The 22,298-nt window shown below is 69.3% G+C and carries 26 protein-coding genes and 1 pseudogene; 11 read left to right on the forward strand and 16 right to left on the reverse strand.

Features of this window, described 5'->3' with window-relative positions; translation table 11 throughout:
- Positions 1-234: 234 nt before the first annotated feature.
- The 5 genes from ACGFIS_RS03375 to ACGFIS_RS03395 all read right to left on the reverse strand — a co-directional run bounded on the left by ACGFIS_RS03375 (position 235) and on the right by ACGFIS_RS03395 (position 5,397).
- Complete coding sequence (locus ACGFIS_RS03375) at positions 235-1,002, reverse strand: cytochrome c oxidase assembly protein (protein ID WP_392912583.1); 768 nt, start codon at positions 1,000-1,002, stop codon at positions 235-237.
- 71 nt (positions 1,003-1,073) lie between these two features.
- Positions 1,074-1,634 (reverse strand): DUF2243 domain-containing protein, encoded by a 561-nt coding sequence (locus ACGFIS_RS03380; RefSeq protein WP_392912585.1) that lies wholly within the window; start codon positions 1,632-1,634, stop codon positions 1,074-1,076.
- A 342-nt stretch (positions 1,635-1,976) separates the two neighbouring features.
- Positions 1,977-2,780, reverse strand: coding sequence for an SDR family NAD(P)-dependent oxidoreductase (locus tag ACGFIS_RS03385; RefSeq protein WP_392912587.1), 804 nt, complete (start codon positions 2,778-2,780; stop codon positions 1,977-1,979).
- 548 nt (positions 2,781-3,328) lie between these two features.
- Positions 3,329-4,684, reverse strand: a complete 1,356-nt coding sequence (locus ACGFIS_RS03390; RefSeq protein WP_392969279.1) for a hypothetical protein — start codon at positions 4,682-4,684, stop codon at positions 3,329-3,331.
- Between the two features lie 44 nt (positions 4,685-4,728).
- Complete coding sequence (locus tag ACGFIS_RS03395; RefSeq protein ID WP_392912591.1) at positions 4,729-5,397, reverse strand: alpha/beta fold hydrolase; 669 nt, start codon at positions 5,395-5,397, stop codon at positions 4,729-4,731.
- Between the two features lie 344 nt (positions 5,398-5,741).
- Here ACGFIS_RS03395 and ACGFIS_RS03400 point away from each other — a divergent pair, with 344 nt between their 5' ends.
- Positions 5,742-7,121 (forward strand): PP2C family protein-serine/threonine phosphatase, encoded by a 1,380-nt coding sequence (locus ACGFIS_RS03400; RefSeq protein ID WP_392912593.1) that lies wholly within the window; start codon positions 5,742-5,744, stop codon positions 7,119-7,121.
- 117 nt (positions 7,122-7,238) lie between these two features.
- Here ACGFIS_RS03400 and ACGFIS_RS03405 read toward each other — a convergent pair whose 3' ends face one another.
- Positions 7,239-7,661 carry a hypothetical protein gene (locus tag ACGFIS_RS03405; RefSeq protein ID WP_392912595.1) on the reverse strand — a complete coding sequence of 141 codons (423 nt, stop codon included), beginning with the start codon at positions 7,659-7,661 and terminating at the stop codon, positions 7,239-7,241.
- A 225-nt stretch (positions 7,662-7,886) separates the two neighbouring features.
- Here ACGFIS_RS03405 and ACGFIS_RS03410 point away from each other — a divergent pair, with 225 nt between their 5' ends.
- A complete protein-coding gene (locus ACGFIS_RS03410) occupies positions 7,887-8,114 on the forward strand; it encodes an STAS domain-containing protein (RefSeq protein ID WP_392912597.1) in 228 nt (75 codons plus the stop codon).
- A gap of 342 nt (positions 8,115-8,456) precedes the next feature.
- Here ACGFIS_RS03410 and ACGFIS_RS03415 read toward each other — a convergent pair whose 3' ends face one another.
- The 3 genes from ACGFIS_RS03415 to ACGFIS_RS03425 form a co-directional block, all read right to left on the reverse strand.
- A complete protein-coding gene (locus ACGFIS_RS03415; RefSeq protein ID WP_392912599.1) occupies positions 8,457-8,921 on the reverse strand; it encodes a hypothetical protein in 465 nt (154 codons plus the stop codon).
- 171 nt (positions 8,922-9,092) lie between these two features.
- Positions 9,093-10,064 (reverse strand): SigB/SigF/SigG family RNA polymerase sigma factor, encoded by a 972-nt coding sequence (locus ACGFIS_RS03420; protein WP_392969282.1) that lies wholly within the window; start codon positions 10,062-10,064, stop codon positions 9,093-9,095.
- Positions 10,057-10,617, reverse strand: a complete 561-nt coding sequence (locus ACGFIS_RS03425) for a hemerythrin domain-containing protein (protein WP_392912603.1) — start codon at positions 10,615-10,617, stop codon at positions 10,057-10,059. Before ACGFIS_RS03425 ends, ACGFIS_RS03420 begins: the two co-directional genes overlap by 8 nt.
- 277 nt (positions 10,618-10,894) lie before the next feature.
- Between ACGFIS_RS03425 and ACGFIS_RS03430 the strand changes: the two genes are divergently transcribed.
- The 5 genes from ACGFIS_RS03430 to ACGFIS_RS03450 all read left to right on the forward strand — a co-directional run bounded on the left by ACGFIS_RS03430 (position 10,895) and on the right by ACGFIS_RS03450 (position 13,184).
- Positions 10,895-11,152, forward strand: coding sequence for a hypothetical protein (locus ACGFIS_RS03430; protein WP_392912605.1), 258 nt, complete (start codon positions 10,895-10,897; stop codon positions 11,150-11,152).
- Between the two features lie 283 nt (positions 11,153-11,435).
- Positions 11,436-11,681, forward strand: a complete 246-nt coding sequence (locus ACGFIS_RS03435; RefSeq protein WP_392912607.1) for a hypothetical protein — start codon at positions 11,436-11,438, stop codon at positions 11,679-11,681.
- A 167-nt stretch (positions 11,682-11,848) separates the two neighbouring features.
- Positions 11,849-12,046: a hypothetical protein gene (locus ACGFIS_RS03440; protein ID WP_392912610.1), complete on the forward strand. Its 198-nt coding sequence runs from the start codon at positions 11,849-11,851 to the stop codon at positions 12,044-12,046.
- Entirely contained in the window at positions 12,043-12,267 is a 225-nt protein-coding gene (locus tag ACGFIS_RS03445; RefSeq protein ID WP_392912612.1) for a hypothetical protein, read from the forward strand. Before ACGFIS_RS03440 ends, ACGFIS_RS03445 begins: the two co-directional genes overlap by 4 nt.
- The gene (locus ACGFIS_RS03450) at positions 12,264-13,184 is read left to right on the forward strand and encodes a PfkB family carbohydrate kinase (protein WP_392912614.1); all 921 of its coding nucleotides are present in this window, start codon (positions 12,264-12,266) and stop codon (positions 13,182-13,184) included. The genes ACGFIS_RS03445 and ACGFIS_RS03450 overlap by 4 nt, the downstream gene beginning before the upstream one ends.
- Positions 13,185-13,741: 557 nt before the next feature.
- Here the strand turns inward: ACGFIS_RS03450 and ACGFIS_RS03455 are convergent.
- Together ACGFIS_RS03455 and ACGFIS_RS03460 are read right to left on the reverse strand one after the other, a co-directional pair.
- Positions 13,742-14,326: a sigma-70 family RNA polymerase sigma factor gene (locus tag ACGFIS_RS03455; protein ID WP_392912616.1), complete on the reverse strand. Its 585-nt coding sequence runs from the start codon at positions 14,324-14,326 to the stop codon at positions 13,742-13,744.
- A 1,068-nt stretch (positions 14,327-15,394) separates the two neighbouring features.
- Positions 15,395-15,592, reverse strand: coding sequence for a DUF2795 domain-containing protein (locus tag ACGFIS_RS03460; RefSeq protein WP_392912618.1), 198 nt, complete (start codon positions 15,590-15,592; stop codon positions 15,395-15,397).
- Positions 15,593-15,801: 209 nt separating this feature from the next.
- On the opposite strand from ACGFIS_RS03460, the gene ACGFIS_RS03465 reads away from it, so the two are divergent.
- The 3 genes and pseudogenes from ACGFIS_RS03465 (at position 15,802) to ACGFIS_RS03475 (ending at position 17,302) form a co-directional block, all read left to right on the forward strand.
- Complete coding sequence (locus ACGFIS_RS03465; protein ID WP_392912621.1) at positions 15,802-16,362, forward strand: hemerythrin domain-containing protein; 561 nt, start codon at positions 15,802-15,804, stop codon at positions 16,360-16,362.
- A gap of 280 nt (positions 16,363-16,642) precedes the next feature.
- A pseudogene (locus ACGFIS_RS03470) lies at positions 16,643-16,915 on the forward strand (DUF2267 domain-containing protein); the annotation flags it as partial.
- A 33-nt stretch (positions 16,916-16,948) separates the two neighbouring features.
- The gene (locus ACGFIS_RS03475) at positions 16,949-17,302 is read left to right on the forward strand and encodes a 4a-hydroxytetrahydrobiopterin dehydratase (RefSeq protein ID WP_392912657.1); all 354 of its coding nucleotides are present in this window, start codon (positions 16,949-16,951) and stop codon (positions 17,300-17,302) included.
- Between the two features lie 584 nt (positions 17,303-17,886).
- Here ACGFIS_RS03475 and ACGFIS_RS03480 read toward each other — a convergent pair.
- The 3 genes from ACGFIS_RS03480 to ACGFIS_RS03490 are packed head-to-tail and all read right to left on the reverse strand — an operon-like array spanning position 17,887 to position 19,900.
- Positions 17,887-18,501: an SIS domain-containing protein gene (locus ACGFIS_RS03480; protein ID WP_392912623.1), complete on the reverse strand. Its 615-nt coding sequence runs from the start codon at positions 18,499-18,501 to the stop codon at positions 17,887-17,889.
- Entirely contained in the window at positions 18,498-19,733 is a 1,236-nt protein-coding gene (locus tag ACGFIS_RS03485; RefSeq protein ID WP_392912626.1) for a glycosyltransferase, read from the reverse strand. The genes ACGFIS_RS03480 and ACGFIS_RS03485 overlap by 4 nt, the downstream gene beginning before the upstream one ends.
- The gene (locus ACGFIS_RS03490) at positions 19,730-19,900 is read right to left on the reverse strand and encodes a hypothetical protein (RefSeq protein WP_392912629.1); all 171 of its coding nucleotides are present in this window, start codon (positions 19,898-19,900) and stop codon (positions 19,730-19,732) included. The genes ACGFIS_RS03485 and ACGFIS_RS03490 overlap by 4 nt, the downstream gene beginning before the upstream one ends.
- 369 nt (positions 19,901-20,269) lie before the next feature.
- Here ACGFIS_RS03490 and ACGFIS_RS03495 point away from each other — a divergent pair, with 369 nt between their 5' ends.
- Positions 20,270-21,043 carry a transposase family protein gene (locus ACGFIS_RS03495; RefSeq protein ID WP_392912631.1) on the forward strand — a complete coding sequence of 258 codons (774 nt, stop codon included), beginning with the start codon at positions 20,270-20,272 and terminating at the stop codon, positions 21,041-21,043.
- A 340-nt stretch (positions 21,044-21,383) separates the two neighbouring features.
- On the opposite strand, the gene ACGFIS_RS03500 is transcribed toward ACGFIS_RS03495, so the two are convergent.
- Both ACGFIS_RS03500 and ACGFIS_RS03505 read right to left on the reverse strand, forming a co-directional pair.
- Positions 21,384-21,692 (reverse strand): hypothetical protein, encoded by a 309-nt coding sequence (locus ACGFIS_RS03500; RefSeq protein WP_392912662.1) that lies wholly within the window; start codon positions 21,690-21,692, stop codon positions 21,384-21,386.
- Positions 21,634-22,167 carry an aromatic acid exporter family protein gene (locus ACGFIS_RS03505; protein WP_392969285.1) on the reverse strand — a complete coding sequence of 178 codons (534 nt, stop codon included), beginning with the start codon at positions 22,165-22,167 and terminating at the stop codon, positions 21,634-21,636. Before ACGFIS_RS03505 ends, ACGFIS_RS03500 begins: the two co-directional genes overlap by 59 nt.
- Between the last annotated feature and the right edge of the window lie 131 nt (positions 22,168-22,298).

The following is a 22,298-nucleotide window of genomic DNA, read 5'->3' on the forward strand; positions in this document are numbered from 1 at the left end:
AGGGGAACCAGAACGCACGGCAACAACGCCCACCGGGGCGGGCCGGGCACTGGCATCGCCCCCGACCCCCTTCTAGCACCGCGGTACCCATCGCCCCTTCGCTCATAACGCCTCACGCCGCCTATCGGCCACTGCAGCGTCAGGGCGCTAGCTTGGAGGACCGCGACCAGGCTCCGAGCACGGCAGCGTTGCGTAGCGTTCTGTTCCGCGATGTCGATATGTTCCGATCGCGGGTTATCGAGCAGTGGCGCCGGGGGCGCGCTGTGGGCGCGGTCGACTGGCAGTGTTGCGGCGGCCGGGGCGCCAGCTGGCGACGAGGGCGGCGGCGAGCAGGAGTTCGGCGATGTCGCCGCCGTAGTACATGATCTCCGCGCCGCCGCGGACCTGGGCGATAGGTGCGTGTACGTCGGTGAAGAACCCGCCATACATCAGCTGGGCGATGGCGGCGTGCAAGGCGATGGCCGCGCCGAGGACGAGCAGCCGTGCTTTGACACCGGGACGCGATGGTGCGGGGTCGGGTCCGGCGATGACCCAGGCGAACAGGCATCCGGAGAGCACGAAGTGCGCGTGCAGCAGCCAGTGCAGGGCTGGCCGGGTGGTCGTGGCGTCGTACAGCGGGGTGAAGTACAGCACGGCCAGGCTGCCGGTGCTCAGCGTCAGTGCGGTGATCGGGTGGGCTAGCACTGCCATCGGCCTGCTGCGCAGCACGCCGGTCAGGTTCCGGGCCCGCTGGGTCGGCAGTGCGCGCAGTAGCACGGTGATCGGGGCGCCCAGGACGAGGGCCAGCGGTGCGTACATTCCCAGAAGCATGTGCTGGAGCATGTGGCCGCAGAAGTCGTGGTGTGCGAATGGCGCGATCGGCGGTAGCAGCGCCGCCGCCAGCAGGGTGCATCCGGTCAGGAACATCGCCGTGCGCCACCGGTCCCTGGGCCGGGCCGCCCGGTCGGTTCCGCGGTGTGCCAGCAGCAGGTAGACGACCGCGAGAGCGACCACGCCGGTCACCGCGAGTACGGTGTCCCACCCCCCGCCGTTGTGTGCGGGCATCCGGTGAGCGGGTGGCGGGTGATCGTGCATCACACGCTCTGTGGGCGGGTGGCGGTGTCAGGGGGGTCGGGGTCGAACGGCGTCCCGGTGCGCTGCACCAGCCATCCGACGGCCACCAGGACCGCGCCCAGCAGGAGGAAGCCGATGTCCCACCAGATCTGGTGGGGGCCGCCATGCACGTGGTGGATGCCAAGGATGTGGTGGTCGATGATGCCTTCGACGAGGTTGAACAGGCCCCAGCCGGCCAGTACCCATCCCCACAGGACCTGGGAGGTCCAGACTCGGCGGCGCCGGTGGGTCACCCGCGAGTACAGGATGGCCAGGCCGGTCAGCACCGCCAGCCAGCACACCACGTGGAACAGCCCGTCCCATACCGTGTTCATCTCCAGTCCGGAGACGGTGTGGGGGTTGTAGTACTTCACGCCGATGTTGTCGGTGTTGGTGCTGGTGAGCATGTGATGCCACTGCAGGAGTTGATGCAGCAGGATTCCGTCGACGAAGCCGCCGAGACCGACCCCTAGCACGATCCCCGGCAACTGGAGACTGGCCGGTCCGGCGTTGGTGCCGGTGCGGTCGGTAGTGGCGGCCATGATCTCTCCCTTTCCAAGCGCACGTGCGGCGGAGCCAAGATCAGCCCCGGCAACAGGTGCCGCTACCCGGCACCGAGCCGAGTAATCGCTCGGGCAGGCAAGCCCGGCCGCGACGGGGAAGATCCGGCCCTGGAACGCATCTGTCCATCGCAGGTCTTGGCACTTTTCCGGAAGTGCTGCCCGTCACGGGATTCACGGCTTCCGCTCCGACAAGGCACTTCGGAACATCAATGAATTATGGGGTTACCCGCCATTATCAATCCTATATTGATTGGGCAGTGTACCGATATGCAGGATTGGTCGTTGGTGTGCATGTAAGATGGTCTGTGGACCGAATGAGGTTCAGGCGTTGCCTGAGCCAGGCTCGGAGACCCTGGCGTGCATCTTGGCCTTTGCCGTTTCCGGCATGCCCTTGGCCGCCGCCACCTGTGCCTTGTTCTTCGTCGAGCCGGTGATGACGTGATCCTTGCCCGCCATGAGGGCTTGGTAGCTCTCGCGTGCGACGTCCGCGGGATCGCTCTTGGGCATCTGGCCGAGCTTGGTGTCCAGCACGCCCGCCCGTTCGAAGAAGGCGGTGTCGGTGGGGCCTGGTAGGGCGGCGGTGACGGTCACGCCGGTGTCGCTCAGTTCGTGGCGCAGCGCTTCGGCGAAGGAGTACAGGAAGGCCTTGGATGCCGCGTAGGTCGCCTGGTACGGGCCGGGCGTGGTGGCGGCGATCGAGGAGGTGAACAGCAGCCGTCCCTGGCCTCGGTGGACCATCTCTTCCAGGACGAGCTTGGCCAGGTGCACCGAGGACCGGACGTTGAGGTCGATGAGGTTGAGCTCGTCGGCCAGGTCGTTGTGGCGGGCGAAGTCACCGCCGACGCCGACGCCGGCGTTGATCGCCGCGGCGTCCAGCGGCCGTCCAGTGGCCACCACCGCCGTGTACAGCTCCTCGACGCCCTCGTGGTGGGCCAGGTCAACCCGGACCGGCGTGGTGCCGCCCTCGGCGTGCTCGCCGACCTCCCGCGCGGCGGTCGCGATCTCTTCGTTCTCGGCCGCCATGATCACGTGGAAGCCGTGCCGGGCGAACTCCGCCGCCAGCTCGCGGCCGATCCCGCTGGACGCACCGGTGACCAGGGCCAGCGGCCCGGTTGCCTCGTTCATCGTGCCCTCCTTCGGCTTCGTGGAAGTGCACCGGCACGGGTTCCGCCTGTGTGAGGAGTCGGCCGGTTCTCCACGGTGCTGATGCCCAAACCAGGCACTTGTAGGCATTCGTTTTTGGGGCTCGGGTATCGGGGGGAGTGCGGTTGTACTGGTCTGGCGCGAATTCCCTTCGAATGGCTGGGCCTTTTCCCTGCGGACGCGCGTGCGGAGGGATGGCGCCCGGTTCACCGGCGGTGAACTGTCGTGGGTCAAAAGGGCGCGGCCGCAGCCAGCAGCCCGGCTTGTTTCTTTGTGGTTGCTCTTTGTGGCTGTGACGAGCGGGAACTGGTCCGCATCTTGTCGCTGCTGACCGCCGCCACATGGGGAGGTCGGGCTTCGCGCGCAAGCAGTTCTTTCCTGCACTGTGCCGAAGAGGAGACCGGGCTGGTCGCCGAGCGGAACATACCGGAGTCGGCGGCGCCGGGTCGCCTTGCCGGCTCTACGGCCGGTGGCCGTTCACGGTGATCGGGTGGGGCCGTGGGCGGAGGGTTGACGGACGGCGGGGTGGGTTACGAGTGGTGCGTGAGGAAGTCGAGGGCGAAATCGAGATCGAGCGGGTCGGGCATGGGGTAGACGGGGCGCACCCGTGCGAGGGACTGGTGCATGCGGGCGAACGCCGCGAAGTCCCTGGGGTAGGCGGCGGGGTCCACTCCGGTGAACGTACCGGTGGCGTGGGCTCGCGTGAGGACCTCGCGCCAGGCCTGGATCGGCGCCTGGCCCAGGGCGGGTACGCCGTTGGAGAACAGGGTCATGCGGATCTCGTCGTAGGGGTCGGTGCCGTCGAGGTATTCGAGCAGGTTCCGGCGCGCCGGTTCGGTGTTGAACGTCAGCCAGTACGGGACCGAGCCGGTGCGCAGCGTCCACCACGGCTCCAGGAGCAGGAAGCACGACGCGAACATGCGGGTGTCGGGGATGCCGCGCTGCCGGTACCAGGCGCGGTACAGGTCGGCGACGGCCGGGCTGAGGGCCTGCGGCGCGGGGAACCGCAGCCGGTGGACCGGGAAGTCCGACAGGTCGGCCAGCAGGGACGGGTCGAAGCCCCATTCGGCTTCGGGGCTGTCGCCGTCCGGGGCGGGAGCGTGCCAGGTGCGGTGTGGTGAGCCGTTGCGGGCGAGGAAGTCGGTGACGCGGGGGCTGCCTTCGTGGAACTCCTCGGCGGTGATGCCGCCGTAGGCGCCGTGCTGGAAGACATAGCGCTCGCCGATACGGGTTGTGGGCCAGCGCAGCCCGCAGTCGGTGACGATGATGGTCCCGCCGGGGGCAAGGCAGTCGCGCAGGAAGCCGCGGTAGGCGGCGGGCAGGCGGCGCCACTTGACGCGGAAGTAGGACATTCCGGCGATCATGAGCCTGTCCTGGTTGGCGTCGTGCATGTGGTGCAGGACAAGATCGGGGTTGGCTTTGACAAGGGCGTGGCCGGCCGGCTCCGAGAGCCGCAGCCCCGCGCACGAGTCGTCGGGGTGGCCGCCGCGGCGCCGCACCGGGACCAGGACGGTCTGCGGAAGCCATGGGACGCCCAGGGCGGCGGCGAGGTGGACCAGTGCGCCGTCGGAGGAGCCGATGAACACGGCGGGGTACCGGCGGCGCGGGTAATGCGACACGATCCACTCGGCCAGGGCCTCTGAACGGATGTCACCGGTGCGGCCCGGGGACAGCGCCTCAGCCCAGCCCGACATCGCGTACGCCTTCTCGGTCACCCGGCTCGGTAACCGGATGGCGGCGCGCAGCAGAGCCGACATCGGCGCTTGGAGGTAGCCGGGCATGATCCCGAGCAGGGGCGCGTCGCGGCCGTCCAAGCACCGCGCCAGGACGCGGAGCATCGCGGTGGCCGAGTCGAACTCGGCGACCTGGCGTGCAGGAGAGGGCATCCCCGTCCCCTACCACCGGCGGGGGACTTCATGCCCCCCGGTGGTCATGCGAGCAGCCGCCTGATGGGTTCCGACCACGCGTCGGGGTGGGGCCACACGAAGGTGTGCGCTCCGGGTACCTCAACGTATCTTCCGTCGGGCGCCGTCCGGGCCAGGTCACGCGCCCACCCAGCGGTGAGGAGCCGGTCCTCACGGCCCCGTAGGACGAGCACCGGGACGGGCATCTCGGCCAGGACGTCCTCAAGGTGATCGTCGAGATGGGCCCGGACGATGTGCAGCAGCCTACGCGGGCCCGCGCGCAGCCATTCCGGCCGGTGCGAATGGCTGAGATCGCCGGGTTCATGCCGGGCGTCCGCCCGCCACCGCAGCAGCAGCCGCGCCAGCGACCGCCCGATCGGGTCGACCGTCGGGCTGGCCAGCACAAGCGCGGCCGCCGCGTTCGGTCGTTGCGCGGCGGTGTGCGCGGCGACCTGCGTCCCGCTGCTGTGCCCGGCCAGAATCACCGGCCCGAGATCGGCGGCGTCCAGCCACTGCGCCACGGACGTGCCGTACTGCGCAACGTCCAGCTCGTGCGGGGGATCGCCGCTGCCGGCCAGGCCGGGGAGGTCCACCAGGTGCGCACGCGTCCATTCGCCCAGGCATGCCAGCGCGGGCATGAGGTAGTCCGACACCGCCATCCCCTGAACCAGGACGACCTCCGGCACGCCGGGCACCGGTTGCCCCACCGTTCGCGCCCGCATCCGCCCGCACGGAAGGTTCCGGTACGTCACCTCTATCCGGTCGGGCGCCCGCGGATGGTTAATGTCCATGGCCGCCCTCTACCCGGGCGATGGCCGATGTCCCGAGCGGCTCCCCCGGCGAAAAGCCATCGGCATGCGACCACACATGGGGACGGCCAGGCGCTGCGGCCCCGGCTGGCCGCTCTACCCGAACGCGAACACATGCTCGTGCCAAAGCGATACTTCGCAACCACACCCTTTCCACGCGCAGATGATGCGGCGGTCCCTGGCGGTGTCAAACCGAGGGTGTGAAGAGATCCTCGGGCAGGGATCAGTCCATGGATGACTATGACGTGGATGCGGCGTTGCAGCGGGCGCTGGACCGGTTGACGCTGCTGAACGATACGGCCACTGCGCTGGTCGGCACACTTGATGCGGTGGAGGGGCTTCGGCGAGTGTGCCGGATCCTGGTGCCTCAACTGGCGGATTGGTGCGTGGCGGACCTGGTGAATCAGACCGGAACCGTGGAACGGGTCTGCATTACCCACATGGACCGAGAGGCGCCGCTGGCGGGTCTGCTCGGCCCTTTGCCGACGCTGCCCGAGTCCACGGTCGGGCCATTGTCGCGGGTGCTGAGCGGTGCCGGGGCGATGCTGCTGTCGGCTGCCGACCTCCTCACTCCCGGCCAGTCCACCGACCCTTTCCACGCCCACAACCTCAAGCTGTTCAGCCAGCTCGGCGTGGACAGCATGATCGTTGCACCTCTGCGGACACGCTGGCAGGTCCTGGGCGCGTTGACCGTGGTCCGCACAGCAGATCGCCCGCCCCTGGCCGAGGAAGACCTCGCGCTAGTGGAGGATCTGGCGCACCGCATCGGGCTGGCGCTCGACAACGCCCGCCTGCACCACGAGACCCAGCGGATCGCCGAACGCCTGCAGCTGTCCCTGCTACCCGACCTGCCGGACGCCGGCGACCTGCAGATCGCCGCCCGCTACGCCCCCGCAGCGACCACCGCCGAGGTCGGCGGCGACTGGTACGACAGCTTCCTACTGCCCCAAGGCGACACCACCCTCATCATTGGAGACGTCACCGGCCACGACCTCCGTGCTGCCGTCACCATGAGCCACTTGCGGAACATGCTGCGCGGAATCGCCTGCGACCGCCAGGAACCACCCGGCCACATCCTCCGACGCCTGGACGCCGCGATCAACGCTCTGTACGACGAAATCACCGCCACCTGCGTATACGCCCTGATCAGCGGCCCACAGGGCGGCCCCTGGGAAATGCACTGGGCACTTGCCGGCCACCCTCCACCGCTCCTGATCACACCCGAGGGCGATACCTCCTACCTCGACGACGCCCTCGGTCCCCTCCTCGGCGTCGACGCCGGCCCACGAGTCAGCACCACCCGCGCACTGCCCGCAGGCAGCACCATCCTGCTCTACACCGACGGGCTCATCGAACGCCGTAGCGAACCCCTGTACCAAGGCCTGACCCGGCTGCGCCAGCACGCCACCGCACTGGCCCGCCATCCCCTGGAGAATCTGTGCGATCAACTCCTGGACAGCATGGCCGCCGAGTCCACCGACGACGTCGCACTGCTGGCCCTGCGGCTCCCCTCACCCGGCGCCACACCCGACAACCGCAACACCGGTGCTAACGGGACGGATATGGCTGACACCGCAGACCCACGTCACGCGCCTGACATTGCCCAGTAGGCCCCACCCAACGGTTCTAGGTGTGCCCGCGCGGCCTGCACCGCCTCCGGCGAGAAACAGGAAGATCGTTCATGGCCCGCACCATAAACCTGATCATGACCGCGCGGGTAGAGGCGTTCAGGTCGTGATGCCGTGGCTGATCGGGAGATGCAGCAGGATGCCCAGGGTGGTGTGGCGCAGCGCGTCACGGGCGCGAGCCCAGTCACGGGCCGCGGCGAAGGGCAGGGAGGTGATCGGGGTGGTGTGGCCATCGCAGACAACCGCCGCCCATTCGGCGTTGACCGCCAGGCGGACCGCCATCTCCGCCAGTCGCCGGCGGCGGTCGGCCGCCCCCGGGGCGTCGAGAGTGTCGCGCAGCACTTCACGTTGGGCCAGCCGACGGCAGGCGGGCGCGGCCTGCCGCCATACAACGGCCAGGACGGCGGGACTGGCCCCGGCGGGCGGACGGGTCAGCGCGGCCAGGATGTCGCGGGCGATGGCGGCCAGCTCGGCGGCCTCGCGCCGTTCATGGCCGGTGTCCGGGGCACCGACGTCACACATCACTAAGTGAGAATACTCCACCACATTGGGTGACTCCTGGGAGGGTGAGTGCCCCCCCGCCGGACATCGCCGCGTTCGGGGACTGTGCCGAGTCGTGTCGCACTGGCCCGCGAGGAGGATCGGATTCTGGCGGTGGCGGGCTGCGTTCGGTGTAGGCGTCTTGATCCCGAAGTTGATTCCAGCCCCAAAGTAGGGCTTGCGAGGGGTCCAGTCGGACCGCGGCCGATGGACACCGCGTGTGGGAGTCTGCGGACAGCACGCGAACGGCCGGCGGAGATAGCGGCTTGCGGACGGGCCACCGCTCCGGCGTTGCTCGACCAGGTCGGCGTGCTGATCGCGCAGGACACACCGCCGCATGTCGCGCTGGAGGTGTCGCAGGTGGACTTTTGTGACTCCTCGGGGATCAACGCCTTCGTCCGGCTGTGGAAACGCGCCGCCGCCGACGGCGGGTAACTGGTGCTGCTGCGTCCGCGTGCCTGGCTGGCCGAGTTGCTGGACAGGGTCGGACTGGACCGCCATCTGCGCATCTGCTCAGCATTACCTGCTGTTTCCGACGCCGCGCCTGAGCCTGATCCTGATCCGGTCTGACTCGGCGACCAAGACCAACCGTAAGCACCCCGGCAACCGGCAGTGCCACCAGCAGGGCCGCCCGCTCGCGGCCCACCAGAACCACAAGACCGCAACCCGTCTAACCCGCCCGTTCGCCTCAGCCCGAAGTACCGCCGTCACCCTCGCAGGGAGCGGAGCTGCGTCGGGCTGGCCCAGCACCGGACGTGGTTTCCTCGTGATCGCTGATCAGTCGGGGGTATCGTCCTGCGGCTGACTGGGCGCCGGGGAATCGGCACCGGGCTTGGGCGGCTCGACCTGGTCGACCGGCGCATCCAGTCGCGGCCGCAGTTTCTCGAACCGCTCCTGGGCTGCCGCAGCGTCGGGAAGCTCCAGCACCGCGGCGATCTGCGCCCAGTTCAAACCGGCCTCGTGCACGGCGGCGAGCAGATCGGCCTCCAGCCGGTCCATGTCCAGTCGCGCGGCCTGTAGCACCAGGAGGGCCGCGCCCAGGTCGGTGGGGTCCGGTGGTTGCTGCCCGTCGGCGTGCACAGCGCGGATCGCGGCGATCGTCTTGGCGACGGCGTCCACGTCCGGCAGCGGGTGATCGTGTTCCTGCCACAACAGGGCATCGACTCCCTTCCCGAAGCGGCGGGTCAGATGGGCGCGCGCGGCGTGCACCATCTCCGGTGACGGAATAGGAAGATCACCCATGCCCGCACCGTAAACCTGATCACCCCGGACGACCACGGGACGCACCACATAATTCAGGGAGTCAACAGGTTGATCGGGGGTTCGCACGACAAGCCCGGGTTGTGCTGCCTGTGTCTGTCTCCGGGCGCCCGCCCGCCGGTCCGGTCCCTTGTGCCAACTCCCGGACCGGCGTCACGGTCCGGCCAGCAGGCCGTGGCGGAGTTGTTGCAGGGTGGTGGCCAAGAGCCGGGAGACGTGCATCTGGGAGATGCCCAGTTGGGTGGCGATCTGTGTCTGGGTCTGGTTGCCGTAGAACCGCAGCAGCACGATGGTGCGTTCGCGTTCAGGCAGCCGGGCCAGTAGGGGGCGCAGTGCGTGCTCGTCGATGATGTCTTCCAGGTCTGGGTCGTCGGTGCCCATGTGTTCACCGACCGTGCCGGGGTCGGTGTCGGCGGGTCCACCGGCCGGTGCGTCCAGCGACAGCGGCCGGTAGCCTTCGGCGGCCAGCAGCGCCTCGACGGTCTCTTCCTGGTCGATGCCGATCCGGTCGGCGAGTTCGGTGGTGGTGGGCGAGCGGCCGAGTTCGGCGGTGAGGGCGGCGATGGCGCGCTGCAGCAGCGGCCGCAACTCCTGGAGGCGGCGCGGGACCCGCACCCCCCAGGTTTTGTCCCGGAAGTGGCGGCGGACCTCACCGAGCACGACCGAGTAGGCATACCCCCAGAAACGGATGCCCCGGGTCGGGTCGAACCGGTTGATGGCTTGGACCAGCCCCATGAACGCGACCTGCTCCAGATCTTCCAAGGGTTCGCCGCGGCCGGCATAGCGGCGCGCGATGCCCCGCACGAAGGTGGCGTTGAGCGTGATGATCTCCGTGCGCAGCTGCTCTCGGCGGGGATCGTCCGGCCCCAAGCGGTGAAGTTCCTCCAGCAGCGTATGGGTAGGTGCGTCTGCATCCTCGAACCGGTTGGCGGGCCACTCCGCCCTCGGAGCGGCCGCCGTGTGGTTCACCTGGTCGGTGGGCGTGGCGGTCATGGTGTCGTCCCGAGTCCTGCTGCTTGCGGTGAGGTCGTTGGGGTCGGTGTCGCGCAAGGCGGTGTCGCGCAAGGCGGTGTCGCGCAAGGCGGTGTCGTGGACGGCGGTGTCGTGGACGGCGGCGTCAGCCACGTCCGCGTCCGGACAGGTGATCGCGGACGCGATCCACCAGGCCGGCGCCGGGCGCCAGCAGCTTGTTCAGCGGCGGCGTGTTCGGCGCTGACGGGTGTGGCCGGGTGGGTGCGATGCGCTTGGCGGACTGCACCTGCTCTCCGAGCACCCGCAGCTCATCGCCGGTGGCCTTGTCGGTCAGCCGGGGGAACAGGTTGCCCTCCTCGTCCTGGACATGCGCGGAGACGTCGTCGATGAGCCGCCGCACCAGCGTGGTGAAGCTCTGGTGCTCGGTGTCGACCTGTTCGAGCTCCTTGAGGATTCGCTCGACCTCGGCGTGGTCGGAGATCTCCTTATCGGCCAGCTCCTCGCCGCCGGGCACGAACCGGCGCACCGCCGGATACAGATACATCTTCTCGGCGACCGAATGCCGCACCAGCTCGATGGTGACGTCATCGGTGATCCGCCGCCGCTCGGCCGGCTCGGTCGCGGCCGACAGTTCATCGAACATGTCCTCGACCTCACGATGCTCGTGGGTAAGAATTTTGATCACATCGCGTCCGTCGCCTGCCATGATCACTCCTCCTTCCCCGGCGCCAGTCCGATGCCTGCGCGGTGTATCGATGGCCAGGACCAGCCCACACGGCGGCACCCGATGGGCAAGGCGGCCGACCTGAGACACGTCCGGCGGCCTACCCCCGGCGGGCTGGATCACACACAAGCCGGTCGTAGATCGAGGTCGTCCACAGCCGTCGCGCCGCCATCCCAACAGCCTGCGGGCACCGATAGACCTGGGGATTCATGGGTAGGGGGCGTTTTGGGCCGCGTCCAACGAATGGAGGTGAGCACACATGCCAGGCAAGAAGATGGAGGGGAACGACGCTCAGCGGCGGGCGAAGGCTCGCGAGGCACGGGCCGACGGCTCGACGCCGAGTGCTGAGCACGTGACCACAGGTGCGTCCAAGCAGCCGCATACCAGGCCCAAGCATGAGCCGCACCATCACGCCGAGCGGCTGGAGGACATCCACAAGGGCAAGCAGCAGGAGAGTTCTCCCGAGCCCAAGCCCGGGTACGGCGTCCCCGGCTCCAAGCGACGCCGCGAGGACTGAGTCCGAATCGCACATCAGCACCGTTTCCTACCGGGGGTCCCGGCGGTTTCTGCGCGTTACTACGGTGGCCACCGCCGGGAATCCCCAGGTGACCGATGCGGCCGCTGGCATTAGCCATCAGGGCAATAGTATTCATTACGGCCTCGTGCCCCCGCTTGGAGTGGTCGCACTGAAGGCCCGCTGCCCTTGGCGTTTGAATTTTAGGCAGACGGCCGTTCGGGAATGTCTGCGTGTGGAGGGAAGGGATACCCGTCGATAGACGGGTGACATCGAGGGGGCGCTCATGAAACTCGTTGACCGGGAGATTGTCCGGGAGTTGGCGAAGTCCCCGGATCCTGAAGCTGCGCTGGTCTTTACTAACGGTGAGTGTGTCATCGTTTCTGTTGGAAGTGCCGTCCCCAACGCCGGAGTATTGATTGCCCGCCGTCACGAGATCGAGGCGGAACTCTTCGGGGGCGCCGTTTCCGAGGACAGGCTCGATGCGATTGCGCACCGCCTCGACAACAGGGCCAGAGACCTTGGCGCCTGAGGTCGGGCGACCGGCTCGTTCAACCTGGACGACGGCCGATCGGAGGCATCGCGGTGACTGGGATAAAGACGATCGGGGAACGAAAGCTGATGCTGGTGGCCCGTCCGGCTGCATCGATTCCCGGATCCGGGGAAGGCGAGGAGGACGAGGGGAAAGGGGGCGACGTCATGCCACGCCCAGGAAGTCACAAGTACGACATCAAGCGCGCGAAGATCCGCAAGCGGATGGAGAACGAGGGGTTCGCCGCCGACTCCGAGGCCGGCGAGCGCGCGAACGACGAGCTCCAGATGGACGAGAAGCGCAGACCCCGGCGTGCCAGTGAGCGGGGTGAGGGCCCGAAGGGGGAGCGGAAGGAATCGCGGTGAGCGATGCCGACGGCATCCGTGGGGCGGCGCTCCCGCTGGAGTACGAGGAGGATCTCGATCCGGTCCTGGACTGGATCGGGGACGCCCGTGCGCACGTCCTCCTCCGGGACATACAGGACGGGCAGCAGCGACTGGAGAAGACCGGCCACACCGCGCTGCCCGCTCAAGGCGGACGTTGCGAAGCCCTCACGATCGAGGCCCCACCGTCGGCGGGCACGTGACCGGGCCAATGATCGACGTCGCGGTGGTCGGGCAGATCGCCCGCGACCTCGTCCTTGTCGTCGATGATGTCCCGGGCCCAGGGGAGTCGGCGAACGTCCGGCGGCGCCGGGAGATGCTCGGCGGCAAGGGCGCGAACCAGGCGGTCGCTCTCGCGCAACTGGGCGTCCGGCCCGGTCTGGTCGGGGTCGCCGGGGACGACGCCGTCGGCGCGAGCCTGCTCGGTCAAGCACGGCGCGACGGGATCGACGTGTCGCACGTCGTCCGGCGCGAGGACGCGGAGACTGGCCTGATCGTGGACGTCGTCGACGGTTCGGGCCGGTGGCGCTACCTGGAGGACCTGCCGGAGCCCGTCCTGCTCACCGGCGCCGACGTCGCGGCGGCCGGACACCCCCTGCGTGAGGCCGCCTGGGTGAGCGTCCAGCTGCAGCAACCTCCGGAGGCGGTGCAGGCGGCGCTGGAACACGCGGCAGACGCGCGGGTCGCGCTGGATGGGGCGCCGTCGGGCGCGGACCGTGATGCGGTGCTGGCCACCGCCCATCTCGTTCGCGCCGACGCCCGGGAGGCAGAGATGCTGGCCGGGGACCGCCTCACCGACGCCGACGCGGCGGTGCGCCTGGGGGCGGACATCGTCCGGCGCGGCCCGTCGCTGGCGGCCCTGGCCATCGAGTCGGGGAACGTCTTCGTCTGGCGGGGCGGTCACCTGGTCCTGCCGCTGGAGAACACGCCGGTGGCCGACACGACCGGTGCCGGCGATGCCCTCACCGCCGCGCTGATCGCGTCTCTGGCCGGCGGTGACCACCCGGAACGCGCGGCCCGCCTCGCCGTCGCGGCGGCCGCCGACACCGTCGGCCGTCCCGGAGGCAGACCCGAGCTCGACCCGGCCGCGCTCCGCGCGCGGGCGGGCGTCCCGGAGTGACGGCCCAGTCCATCGCCGCGAACAGGCGCCCGGTGCCTTGGCGGGCCAGCCGTTCCAGGCCGGTGTGGGCGCCGTCGTGCGCGGTGGCTGGGCGTGACTCCACGCTTCACCTATACGAGGAGCAAGCCGCATGGTGATGGCGACAGAGCGACCAGGTCGGTCGGCTGATGCGGCTCAGCCTGGTCCACGCGGTGATAGGCGGCGCCGTTCGTACCAGGTGTCGCCCACGACCATCCCGTCGAGACCGTGTGTCTAGCTAAACTCCACCAGGTCCGACATCGTGTTGATGAAACTTGTGCCCTTGAAGTTCAAAGAGGTGTTGCCCAGTACGCCAAGGCCGTGCAGGTCGGCGAAGGCTGACAGCTCCGACCGCGGTCTTCCTCGGAGTGGCCAGCCACCGGCGTACCTGAAGGTCTTTTTTGTGGGTTGTCTCGATATGGCGGCGGGCGGCTGGGCGGCGGAACTTGGGTAACCGCCCTCCCGGCGCACGCCCGGCCGCTGTCGCCCGAGAGCGGTGGGCCGGAGAAGATCATCTCAGCGGTCTGACAGAAAGGGGATCAGGCGGAGGCGGCGAAGCCGTGGTGGCGGGCGTAGTCCTCCAATTGCGCGCGCAGCCGGCGGCGACCCCGGTGCAGCCGGGACATGACCGTCCCGATGGGGACCGCGATGATGTTCGCGATCTCCTTGTAGGAGAACCCCTCCACGTCAGCGAGATAGACGGGCATACGGAACTCCTCCGGCAGGTCGCCGAGGGCTTGTTTCACCTCCGAGTCGGGGAGGTGTTCGAGCGCGGTGGTCTCGGCCGATTTGAGTCCGCCGGGACTGTGCGATGCCGCTTCCGCCTGCTGCCAGTCCTCGATCGTCTCGCCCGTCGCCTCGGCGGGCCGCCGCTGCTTCTTGCGGTACTCGTTGATGAAGGTGTTGGTCAGGATGCGGTAGAGCCAGGCCCGCAGGTTGGTTCCTTCCTTGAACTGATGGAACGAGGCGTAGGCCTTGGCATAGGCCTCTTGGACGAGGTCCTCGGCGTCCGCGGAGTTGCGTGTCATCCGCAATGCCGCAGCGTAGAGTTGGTCGAGGTAGGGCAACGCGTCCCGTTCGAACCGCCTCCTGGCCCGGTCCGCGTCCGGGTCGGTCTTGTGCATCTGGTGCCTCGTCTCGGGTTTCGTCCCCGGCTCGCCGGACGGCGCGCCGAGGCGCCCGGCCGAGGCTCTGAGCCTCGGCGTTCATGTCGTCCTTCTTCGGGGCCGAAACGGACCGTATGCCCCAGATTCGGCGCATCTAACGATCGAGGCGCTGGTTGAGGGCTGAGACGAGGACTGGCCTGCGGGACGTGGGAGCCCGTCCCGTAGTGGATCCGGCCGCATACAGTGCCCGGCGTACCGGACCGACGAAGCTCAAGAAGCAGTCACCGGTTTGCAAGAGACGGCCTGTTCGGGACGGCGGGGGGTCGGGTGGGCAAGCGCAGTATCGTCACGCCCGCGGGCCCGCCTTGAGCGGGTGGTCGGAGTCGGGGAAGCCGCATACCCTTGCGGGAGAGCGGCTCACGGGGTCCGGTCGGCTTCTCCCAGCGCCGGCGCCTCGCTCGTCGGCACGGCGGTGTCGGGCTAAGACGAGGCCTCGATCATCTGCTGAAGGCCATTCGACGGATACGAACTCGGTCCATCAGCGGATACGGCATAGGCGTTGCCCCGTCTTGACGGTGACCGTCCGGGGTGCGGGCTGGCTGTGGATTCGGCCCGCATCCACCTGACCGGCCACGGCCGCCACTCACTTAGTGCGCTGGCGAGGCCCTCGTTCTTGAGGCCGACGACCGGGTGGCATCCCGCTGGTCAATCTCCTTCGCGGCTGTGTCGGCCCCCTCGGCGTTCACGGCGGCTCCTCGGCTCCTCGCGGACGTGGTCGCCCGCCGGTGATGGTCATGCGACGGGGCGGCGTTCCTTCAGGGTCCATTGGCTTCCGCTGCATCCTTGTGGAAGCGGTGGAAGTGGGTGGCCTGCCACGTCGGTGCTCCAGCGGTGGGAGTTGGGGCAGTCGCATTGGTAGAAGCCGCTTTCCGGTGCGCGTTCTCCGGGCTTGAAGCTGTCTCCGATATCAGCCATGCCGGTGCCTCTACCCGCGGCTTCCTCGCCGTAACGGGACCGTCCAGCGACCGTGCCCGGGGCCGGTCGAGCCTACCTAACCGGCCCCGGCCGCTTGAGATACGTCGGGCGTCAGGAGGTTTTGGTGATCTCCTTGCTGACGCCGCTGGGCCCGTCGTATTCCCGGTCGGGCATCGCCTGAAGCGCTTGCACGATGCCCTCTTCGGCGCCGTGCTGCTGCGCGTATTTGACGAGGTCGTCCTTGGACGCCGGGTAGTCAATCCCGGCCAAGGACTTCTGCACCTCGATGAACGACGGGTTGTCCGCCATGATCCCCCCTCAGTAGTGCTTGCGTCCTTCCCGTTGGTACCCCTGGCTCACCGACGAATCCGTGTCTTCTGAAGGCGAGTGGGGCTCGCTCGCTCGGGTACCAGGTGCCGTGTCGGTGGATCACCGCAGGTCATTGCCGCCTGCCGGCCCTACGGCGCGGCACGCGGTGTTCTCCCGGCCCGAGCGCGAACACCAGAGGGAGAGGTCTCATGGGAGACGAGAAGCGCGATGTGATCGAGGTTCTCAAGCACGATCACCGTGAAGTCGAGGAGATGTTCGACGAACTGTCGGCCGCGACGGACGCGGACGAGCGGCGGCGAATCATCGATGACGTCACCATCGAGCTGGTCCGGCACTCGATCGCCGAGGAGGCTTACCTGTATCCCGCGGTCCGCAAAGTCGTGCCGGACGGCGATCAGATCGCCGACAGGGAGATCTCCGAGCACGCCGAAGTGGAGCGGATCCTCAAGGAGCTCGAAAAGGCCGACGCCGCACACGAAAGCTTCAATACGCTGGTCAACCGGCTCATCGAGGACGTGTCCGCCCACGTCGAGGACGAGGAAGGGAATCTGTTTCCCAAGCTCGCCGAGCACGCCGATGCCGACCAGCTGCTGGAACTGGGCGACAAGGTCCAGTCCGCCAAGCGTGTGGCGCCGACCCGCCCGCACCCCTCGGCGCCGAACACGCCGCCGCTGAACAAGCTGCTGGCTCCCGGTGCCGGACTCGTCGACCGGGTCCGCGACCGCTTGTCCGGCCGCGGCAGCGACTGACCAGGCAAAGCTTCGAGTTCTTGTGGCCCCGCGGGTGAAGCGGACCTGAAAGTCGTCTCTCTTTCGGAGGCGGCGCCAGTGCTCCCGGCGCACATGCCTGGGTCCGGATCTCCTGGCGTGAGCCTTGGGACTGCTTTCAGGTCGAAGTCGCCGAGTGGGAGCTGGGGCGTAGGAGCAGGGGTGGCGGGTATCGCTGAGGGACCTGACCAGGGCCTACCGAGTTGGGGGACCGAGTATGGCCGTCAAGTATCAGGATCTTCTGGAGTAGGTCTCGGAGAAGACCGGGCTGGACTCAGGGGTTGCGCGAGCGGCCGCGGAGGCGACCGTGACCGTGCTGGCCCGCACGCTCGATGAACCCGACCGGGACCGCTTCATGGATGCGATGCCAGGTCAGCTGAAGGGACGCCTACCCGTCGAGGAGCAGGTGCGCAAGGGTGATGAGGCGGATTTCGTCCGCGCCGTCTCGCTGCTGGCGCATCGGCCGCCCGACGAGGCGCGGCTTCGGGTGCGGGCGGTCCTCGCCGCGCTGGCCGAACAGGAACCCGACCTGATCGCGGAGCTGGACGTGCCCGAACAGCTCCGCGAGATGTTCGCTCCTCCCGCGGTGGGCGGCGGTGTCACCGGCCCCGCCGGACAGGAGGCGCCGCTTACCCCCGAGGAGGTGGACGCCGCACTGGGTGCCCTCCCGGACTGGTCGGGCGATACCGGCGAACTACGGCGGACCCTCGTACTCCCACCCGGCAACCTCGACCGGGTGCTGCGCAGAATCGACCTGCTCCGCGAGGAGATGGGCCGCGGACCTGAAGTACGCCGCGGCGCCGACGGCGTCCAACTTGCCGTCCGCACCGCCTCCGTGGAAGCCGTCACCGCTCTGGACGTCGAACTCGCCTCCCGACTGGACGAGGCCATCGATGAAGCGGGCGCCGGAATGAGCTCCTGAGCCGTGCGGCGCGATCCGGGGGACGAGGTAGCTCCGCCAGCGTGCCGCATGGATCGGGAGCAGGCCGCGCTGACCGGACGACCTGAGCCTATTCTTTCCAAGTAGGTTGATCGCGAGGTCCAAGGGCCCGCTGAGCGGAAGCGGGCCTCACGGGCCGACTGTGGGCAGGACGTCATCGACCGTGCGGATATCGAGGGCGAGTGGGGCTGAGGAGGGCCGGTGCAGCGAGCGTGATCCGCATGTCGGGCATTCCGCGCCGCAGCGCCCGTAAGGCAGGGGGCGGTCAGCGGGTCGCCGAGGTGGAGCGCCCAGTCTGCCGACGCATGGACCGCTACGGCCACGACCTTTCCTGTGACGGGCAAACGACCATCTCCCGCACCTCGCACCGGGGGTCTGGGAAAGCACCAACGCGACGGTCGCCGCCATGTCCTCGGGGCGGTTGAGCTTGGCGTCCGCGCCGCCGGGGCGGGGCCGCTCCTCGGCCTGCTCGACGACGGGCACGGGCGCGTCCGGGCAGAGCCGGCTGCTGCTGCCGACGATGTCGATGTCGAGCAGGACGTCGCCGGCGACCACCAGCGGGCCGGTCATGGTCTCACCCCCAGGGCCTCGTCGACCACGCCGCACAGCAGGTGGATCGCGGCGAGGTGGATCTCCTGGACGGTCGCGGTGGCGGAGGCCCGCACGGTGATCGCGTCGTCGCACGCGCCGCCGAGGGCGTTGGGCCCCGGCCCGGTGACGGCCCACGCGGTGATGCCGAGCTGCCGGGCGCGGTGCGCCGCGGCGATCACGTTCGGGCTGCGGCCGCTGGTCGACAGGCACACCAGCACGTCGCCGGGCCGCCCGTGCGCCTGCACCTGCCGCGCGAACACGTTGACCGGGCCGTAGTCGTTGCCGATCGCGGTCACCGACGAGGTGTCGGCGTGCAGCGGGATCGCCGACAGCGGCCGCCGCTCGTCCTCGAACCGGCCGACGAGCTCGGCGGTCAGGTGCTGCGCCTCGGCGGCGCTGCCGCCGTTCCCGCACGCCAGCAGCCGCCCGCCGCCGCGCAGCACGCCGACGAGGTGGCGGCCCCACTCCTCGATCGCGGGGACGTGCTCGCGGAACCGCAGCGCGGCCTCGGCGAGGGCCTCCAGCCGCCGGTCCTGCGCGGTCGCGGTCCTGGTCCGCGCGGTGCCGGTGTGCGCGGCCGGGGCCGTCATGCCGCCACCTCGCTCAGCGCGGCGGCGTGCCGGTAGACCTCGGCGGTGCCTTCCGCGACGCGGGCCCACGAGTACCGGCCGCGCGCCCGGTCGCCGCCCGCCGCGCCCATCGCGGCACGCCCGGCCGGGTCGTCCAGCAGCGCCCGGACCGCCCCGGCGGCGGCCTCCGGGTCGCGCGGGGGGCCGAGCGTCCCGGTGACGCCGTCCACGACCGTGTCGAGGTGGCCGCCGACGGCGCTGGCCACCACGGGCACGCCGCAGGCCATCGCCTCCAGCGGCACCATGCCGAACGGCTCGTACCAGGGGAGGGTGAGCACCAGGCTCGCCGACCGCAGCAGGGCGGGAACCTCGTCGCGGCCGAGCCGCCCGAGGAACTCCACGCGGTCGGCGACGCCCGCGTCCCGCGCCACCCGGCGGAGCCGGCGCACCTCGGGCTCGCCGTCCAGGTCGCCGTGCGGCGGCCCGCCCGCGACGGCCAGTTCGGCGTCGGGGAGGTGGGCCAGGGCCCGGATGGCGGTGTCGACGCCCTTGCGCTCGACGAGCCGCGACAGCACCACGAGCCGGTGCCGGCCCGCGGCCGGGCCGGCGGGGCCGCCGCCGGGTGCGAACAGGCTCAGGTCGACGCCGCACGGCACCACCCGGACGTGGTCGCGGGGGACGCCCATCGCGCTCAGCTCGGCGATCTCGTCCGAGCAGGTCGCGATCACCGTGTCGGCGGCCCGCCCGATCGCGCGTTCCAGCCGGACGCGGGAGGCGGGGCTGGTGTCCTTGTCGCCCTGGTGGCGGCGCTTGACGGTGCCGAGCGCGTGGTAGGTCTGCACCACCGGCACCCGCCGCGGCCCCGCCGGCTGCGCGGCCTGGATCGCCGCGAGGCCGCTCATCCAGAAGTGGGCGTGCGCGACGTCGGGCGGGTCGGCGGCCCAGCGCTCCTCCAGGTAGCGCCCGAAGTCGTGCATCCACGGCAGCAGGTCGTCCTTGGCGATCCGCTCGGGCGGGCCCGCCGGGACGCGCTCGACGCTCACGCCGGGGGCGAACCGCACCCGGCCGGACGGGACGGGCGCGTCCCGCCGCGTGTAGACGGTGACGTAGTGCCCCTGCCTGCCGAGCTCGGCGGCCAGTTCCGCGACGAACACGTTCTGCCCGCCGCCGTCGGCTCCGCCCAGCCCCTTGTCCGCGGGGCCGCCCCTGGCGGCCAGCGGGCTGGCGTGCTCGGAGATCATGGCTATCCTCATCGCGTTACCTCCTGGAGAGTCCGCCGCCAGTCGCGAAGGAACCGGGTCAGGCCGTACCGCTTGGCGGCGTGGGCCCGCGCCTCCTTGCCCATCTGGCGGGCGCGCGGCGGGTCGGCGGCCAGGGTCCGCGCGGCGTCCGCCAGCGTGGCGACGCGCGTGGACAGCACCCCGGCCTCCGGCGGCACCGCCTCGGTCGCGGTCAGTGCGACTACGGCGCGGTGGCCGGATCATGAAAGATCGCATTGATTCCGAGCACACGCATATAAGCACCTTTCGGCGCAGCGTCAGGGGGTGCGGCGGCGTCCTCTTCGTAGACACCGGCCTTGCGGTTCAACGGGAACGAAATCCCCTATAGGTGTTTCGACACATTGCCGAGAACCGAGGGCCTAAACAACGAAGACTGACCCTTTTTCATCCGTCTGGGCGAGCGCCGATCACGGCATGATCGCGATGTGGGCGTTCGGTCGATGACGCAAAGAAACCCCTGGTAGACGGGTTGATCACCACAACCACCGCGTCCGGACCAGGGGCTCTGCATGCTGTTTTACCGTGCCGCCGTCGATTTGTCGCGTTCAACGCTGAACTACCTGGCGGGGCTGATCCGGCGGCGCCGCAAGACGATCGGGTCGGCCTGGCGGCTACTGAACCCCGGGCAGCAGGCTCTGCTGGTCATGGTCCACCTGCGCAAAGGGGACCCCCTCGCCCAACTCGGGGCCGGGTTCGCGGTGTCGACGAGCACGGCCTGGCGGTATGTCGAGGAGGCGGTGGCGCTGCTGTCGGCGCGGTCGCCGAAACTGACGGCGGCGTTGCGAAAGGCGACCAAGGACGGGCTGCACCTGCTGGTACTGGACGGGACGCTCATCGCGTGCGACCGGGTGCGGGCCGACCGGCCGTACTACTCGGCCAAGCACCGCTGCCATGGGATGAATGTGCAGGTCATCGCGGGTCCCGAAGGGACGATCCTGTGGACCTCGGGAGCGCTGCCCGGCCGCACCCACGACCTGACCGCCGCCCGCGTGTGGGGGATATTGCGCGAGTTGGACAAGGCCGGGGTCCTCACGCTGGCCGACAAGGGATATCAAGGCGCCGAGGCCCAGGTTGTCATCACCCCGTACAAGGGCCGGGACAAGCCCCTCTCCCAGAAACAGGCGAATCGCTCGCACGCCAAGCTCCGCGGACCCGGTGAACGCGCGAACGCCCAACTGAAGTCATGGAAGCTGCTCCGCAAGCTCCGCTGCAGCCCTGGCAAGGCCGGCCACCTCGTCAAGGCAATCGCAGTCCTACAGAACTACGAGGTCACCCGAGGATGAAAAGGGGTCACTGCAAAGTCGCCGGTAGACGAAGTGTCAGGTGATTCGCGCCCGAGGCACACGGTGCGGATGACGGCGGGCATGGCCGGGCTGCACCGGAACAAAACGGGCTCAGGGCTGGTGAGTGGGGAACAGGTCCAGCAGCTGGCGGCTGAGCCGCAAGAGTTCCTGTACGGATCCCAGAGGCCGGACACATCCGCCCCCGGGCCGAGACGGGGCCCCGCCACCGCGTCCTGTATCCGTTCGGCCTCGGCGAGTTTCTCCTCGTCCGGCGGCTCGGGGAGCATCCGCGTGAGATCGGCGATCCTGCGGAGGAGGGCAGCGTAGCCGCGCCGGAACTCTACGTCGATCTGCAGGCGTTCTTCGTCCGCGTCCGCAGCCAGACGCAAAGGTCCAGGCGATCGAGCGTGTGTACGACATCGCGTTCGAGCTTGTTCAACTGGCTGGGAGCAGACCATTGATCCGAGTCTTCGCGCCAGCGAAGCCGGTAGCCCCACCACATCGCGCGTGGATTGGCGCGCAGGCTCGTCTTACCTCGCTCGACCGAATACCGTGCCTGCTCTTGGACGGTGACCAGCCACGACTGGCGCTCATCCCAGACCGGCCCCCACTCGTCGGGCTCGACGACGTATTCGGCAAGTGCCTCCATGGCGTCGATCAGGGTGCCGCGCTTCCGCGATGGCGTACTCGCCTCGCCGCACGTACAGCGGGGGGAAGATCAAGACGTTCACTGCCAGTCCGATGGCAAGCCCGATCCCGACATCGCCGAGACGAGGCCAGACATAATCGACGACCTGGTGGCCCCCGAACAGCAGCGCGAACAGCGCGATGAACGCGACTTGCGGCGACTGGTCGCCGAGCCTGCGCCAGCCCGCGATCATCATCCCGACGAAGAGGACGACGGCGATCCCGAACGTGTTCGGTCCGATCAACAATCCGACGGGTATCGCGATGCCCGCACCGACGGCGAATCCGGCACCGTAGGCAAGGCTTTCTGTGAGGGACCACGCCACCGTCGGATACACGCCGAGCAGCGCCGCCAGTGGAGCGAAATAAGGCTGGGGGTGACCGACAAGGTATCTGGCCACCAGCCATGCGACGGAGGCCGCCACGACGGCCTTCAACGTCAGCTTGAGGCGCTCTCCCCGGTATCGGCGTCCGGCAACAGGTTTCAGACGGCTTCGCAGCCCCGGGAATCGCACCGAACACCGGTTCCCATTGACCGGCTTTCAAACCAGGTCGCCTGGCCCACGCC

The organism is Spirillospora sp. NPDC048824 (assembly GCF_043198455.1).
Classification (GTDB): domain Bacteria; phylum Actinomycetota; class Actinomycetes; order Streptosporangiales; family Streptosporangiaceae; genus Spirillospora.

Bases quoted from the DNA above. Each gene is read 5' to 3' on its own strand.
- ACGFIS_RS03480 (WP_392912623.1), bottom strand. From the start codon at position 18,501: ATGACGGCCCCGGCCGCGCACACCGGCACCGCGCGGACCAGGACCGCG.
- ACGFIS_RS03465 (WP_392912621.1), top strand. From the start codon at position 15,802: ATGGGAGACGAGAAGCGCGATGTGATCGAGGTTCTCAAGCACGATCAC.
- ACGFIS_RS03390 (WP_392969279.1), bottom strand. From the start codon at position 4,684: ATGCCCTCTCCTGCACGCCAGGTCGCCGAGTTCGACTCGGCCACCGCG.
- ACGFIS_RS03410 (WP_392912597.1), top strand. From the start codon at position 7,887: ATGGACACCGCGTGTGGGAGTCTGCGGACAGCACGCGAACGGCCGGCG.
- ACGFIS_RS03385 (WP_392912587.1), bottom strand. From the start codon at position 2,780: ATGAACGAGGCAACCGGGCCGCTGGCCCTGGTCACCGGTGCGTCCAGC.
- ACGFIS_RS03485 (WP_392912626.1), bottom strand. From the start codon at position 19,733: ATGAGGATAGCCATGATCTCCGAGCACGCCAGCCCGCTGGCCGCCAGG.
- ACGFIS_RS03460 (WP_392912618.1), bottom strand. From the start codon at position 15,592: ATGGCGGACAACCCGTCGTTCATCGAGGTGCAGAAGTCCTTGGCCGGG.
- ACGFIS_RS03425 (WP_392912603.1), bottom strand. From the start codon at position 10,617: ATGGCAGGCGACGGACGCGATGTGATCAAAATTCTTACCCACGAGCAT.
- ACGFIS_RS03415 (WP_392912599.1), bottom strand. From the start codon at position 8,921: ATGGGTGATCTTCCTATTCCGTCACCGGAGATGGTGCACGCCGCGCGC.
- ACGFIS_RS03405 (WP_392912595.1), bottom strand. From the start codon at position 7,661: ATGTGTGACGTCGGTGCCCCGGACACCGGCCATGAACGGCGCGAGGCC.
- ACGFIS_RS03455 (WP_392912616.1), bottom strand. From the start codon at position 14,326: ATGCACAAGACCGACCCGGACGCGGACCGGGCCAGGAGGCGGTTCGAA.
- ACGFIS_RS03380 (WP_392912585.1), bottom strand. From the start codon at position 1,634: ATGGCCGCCACTACCGACCGCACCGGCACCAACGCCGGACCGGCCAGT.
- ACGFIS_RS03495 (WP_392912631.1), top strand. From the start codon at position 20,270: ATGCTGTTTTACCGTGCCGCCGTCGATTTGTCGCGTTCAACGCTGAAC.
- ACGFIS_RS03475 (WP_392912657.1), top strand. From the start codon at position 16,949: ATGTTCGCTCCTCCCGCGGTGGGCGGCGGTGTCACCGGCCCCGCCGGA.
- ACGFIS_RS03430 (WP_392912605.1), top strand. From the start codon at position 10,895: ATGCCAGGCAAGAAGATGGAGGGGAACGACGCTCAGCGGCGGGCGAAG.
- ACGFIS_RS03435 (WP_392912607.1), top strand. From the start codon at position 11,436: ATGAAACTCGTTGACCGGGAGATTGTCCGGGAGTTGGCGAAGTCCCCG.
- ACGFIS_RS03400 (WP_392912593.1), top strand. From the start codon at position 5,742: ATGGATGACTATGACGTGGATGCGGCGTTGCAGCGGGCGCTGGACCGG.
- ACGFIS_RS03500 (WP_392912662.1), bottom strand. From the start codon at position 21,692: ATGGAGGCACTTGCCGAATACGTCGTCGAGCCCGACGAGTGGGGGCCG.
- ACGFIS_RS03440 (WP_392912610.1), top strand. From the start codon at position 11,849: ATGCCACGCCCAGGAAGTCACAAGTACGACATCAAGCGCGCGAAGATC.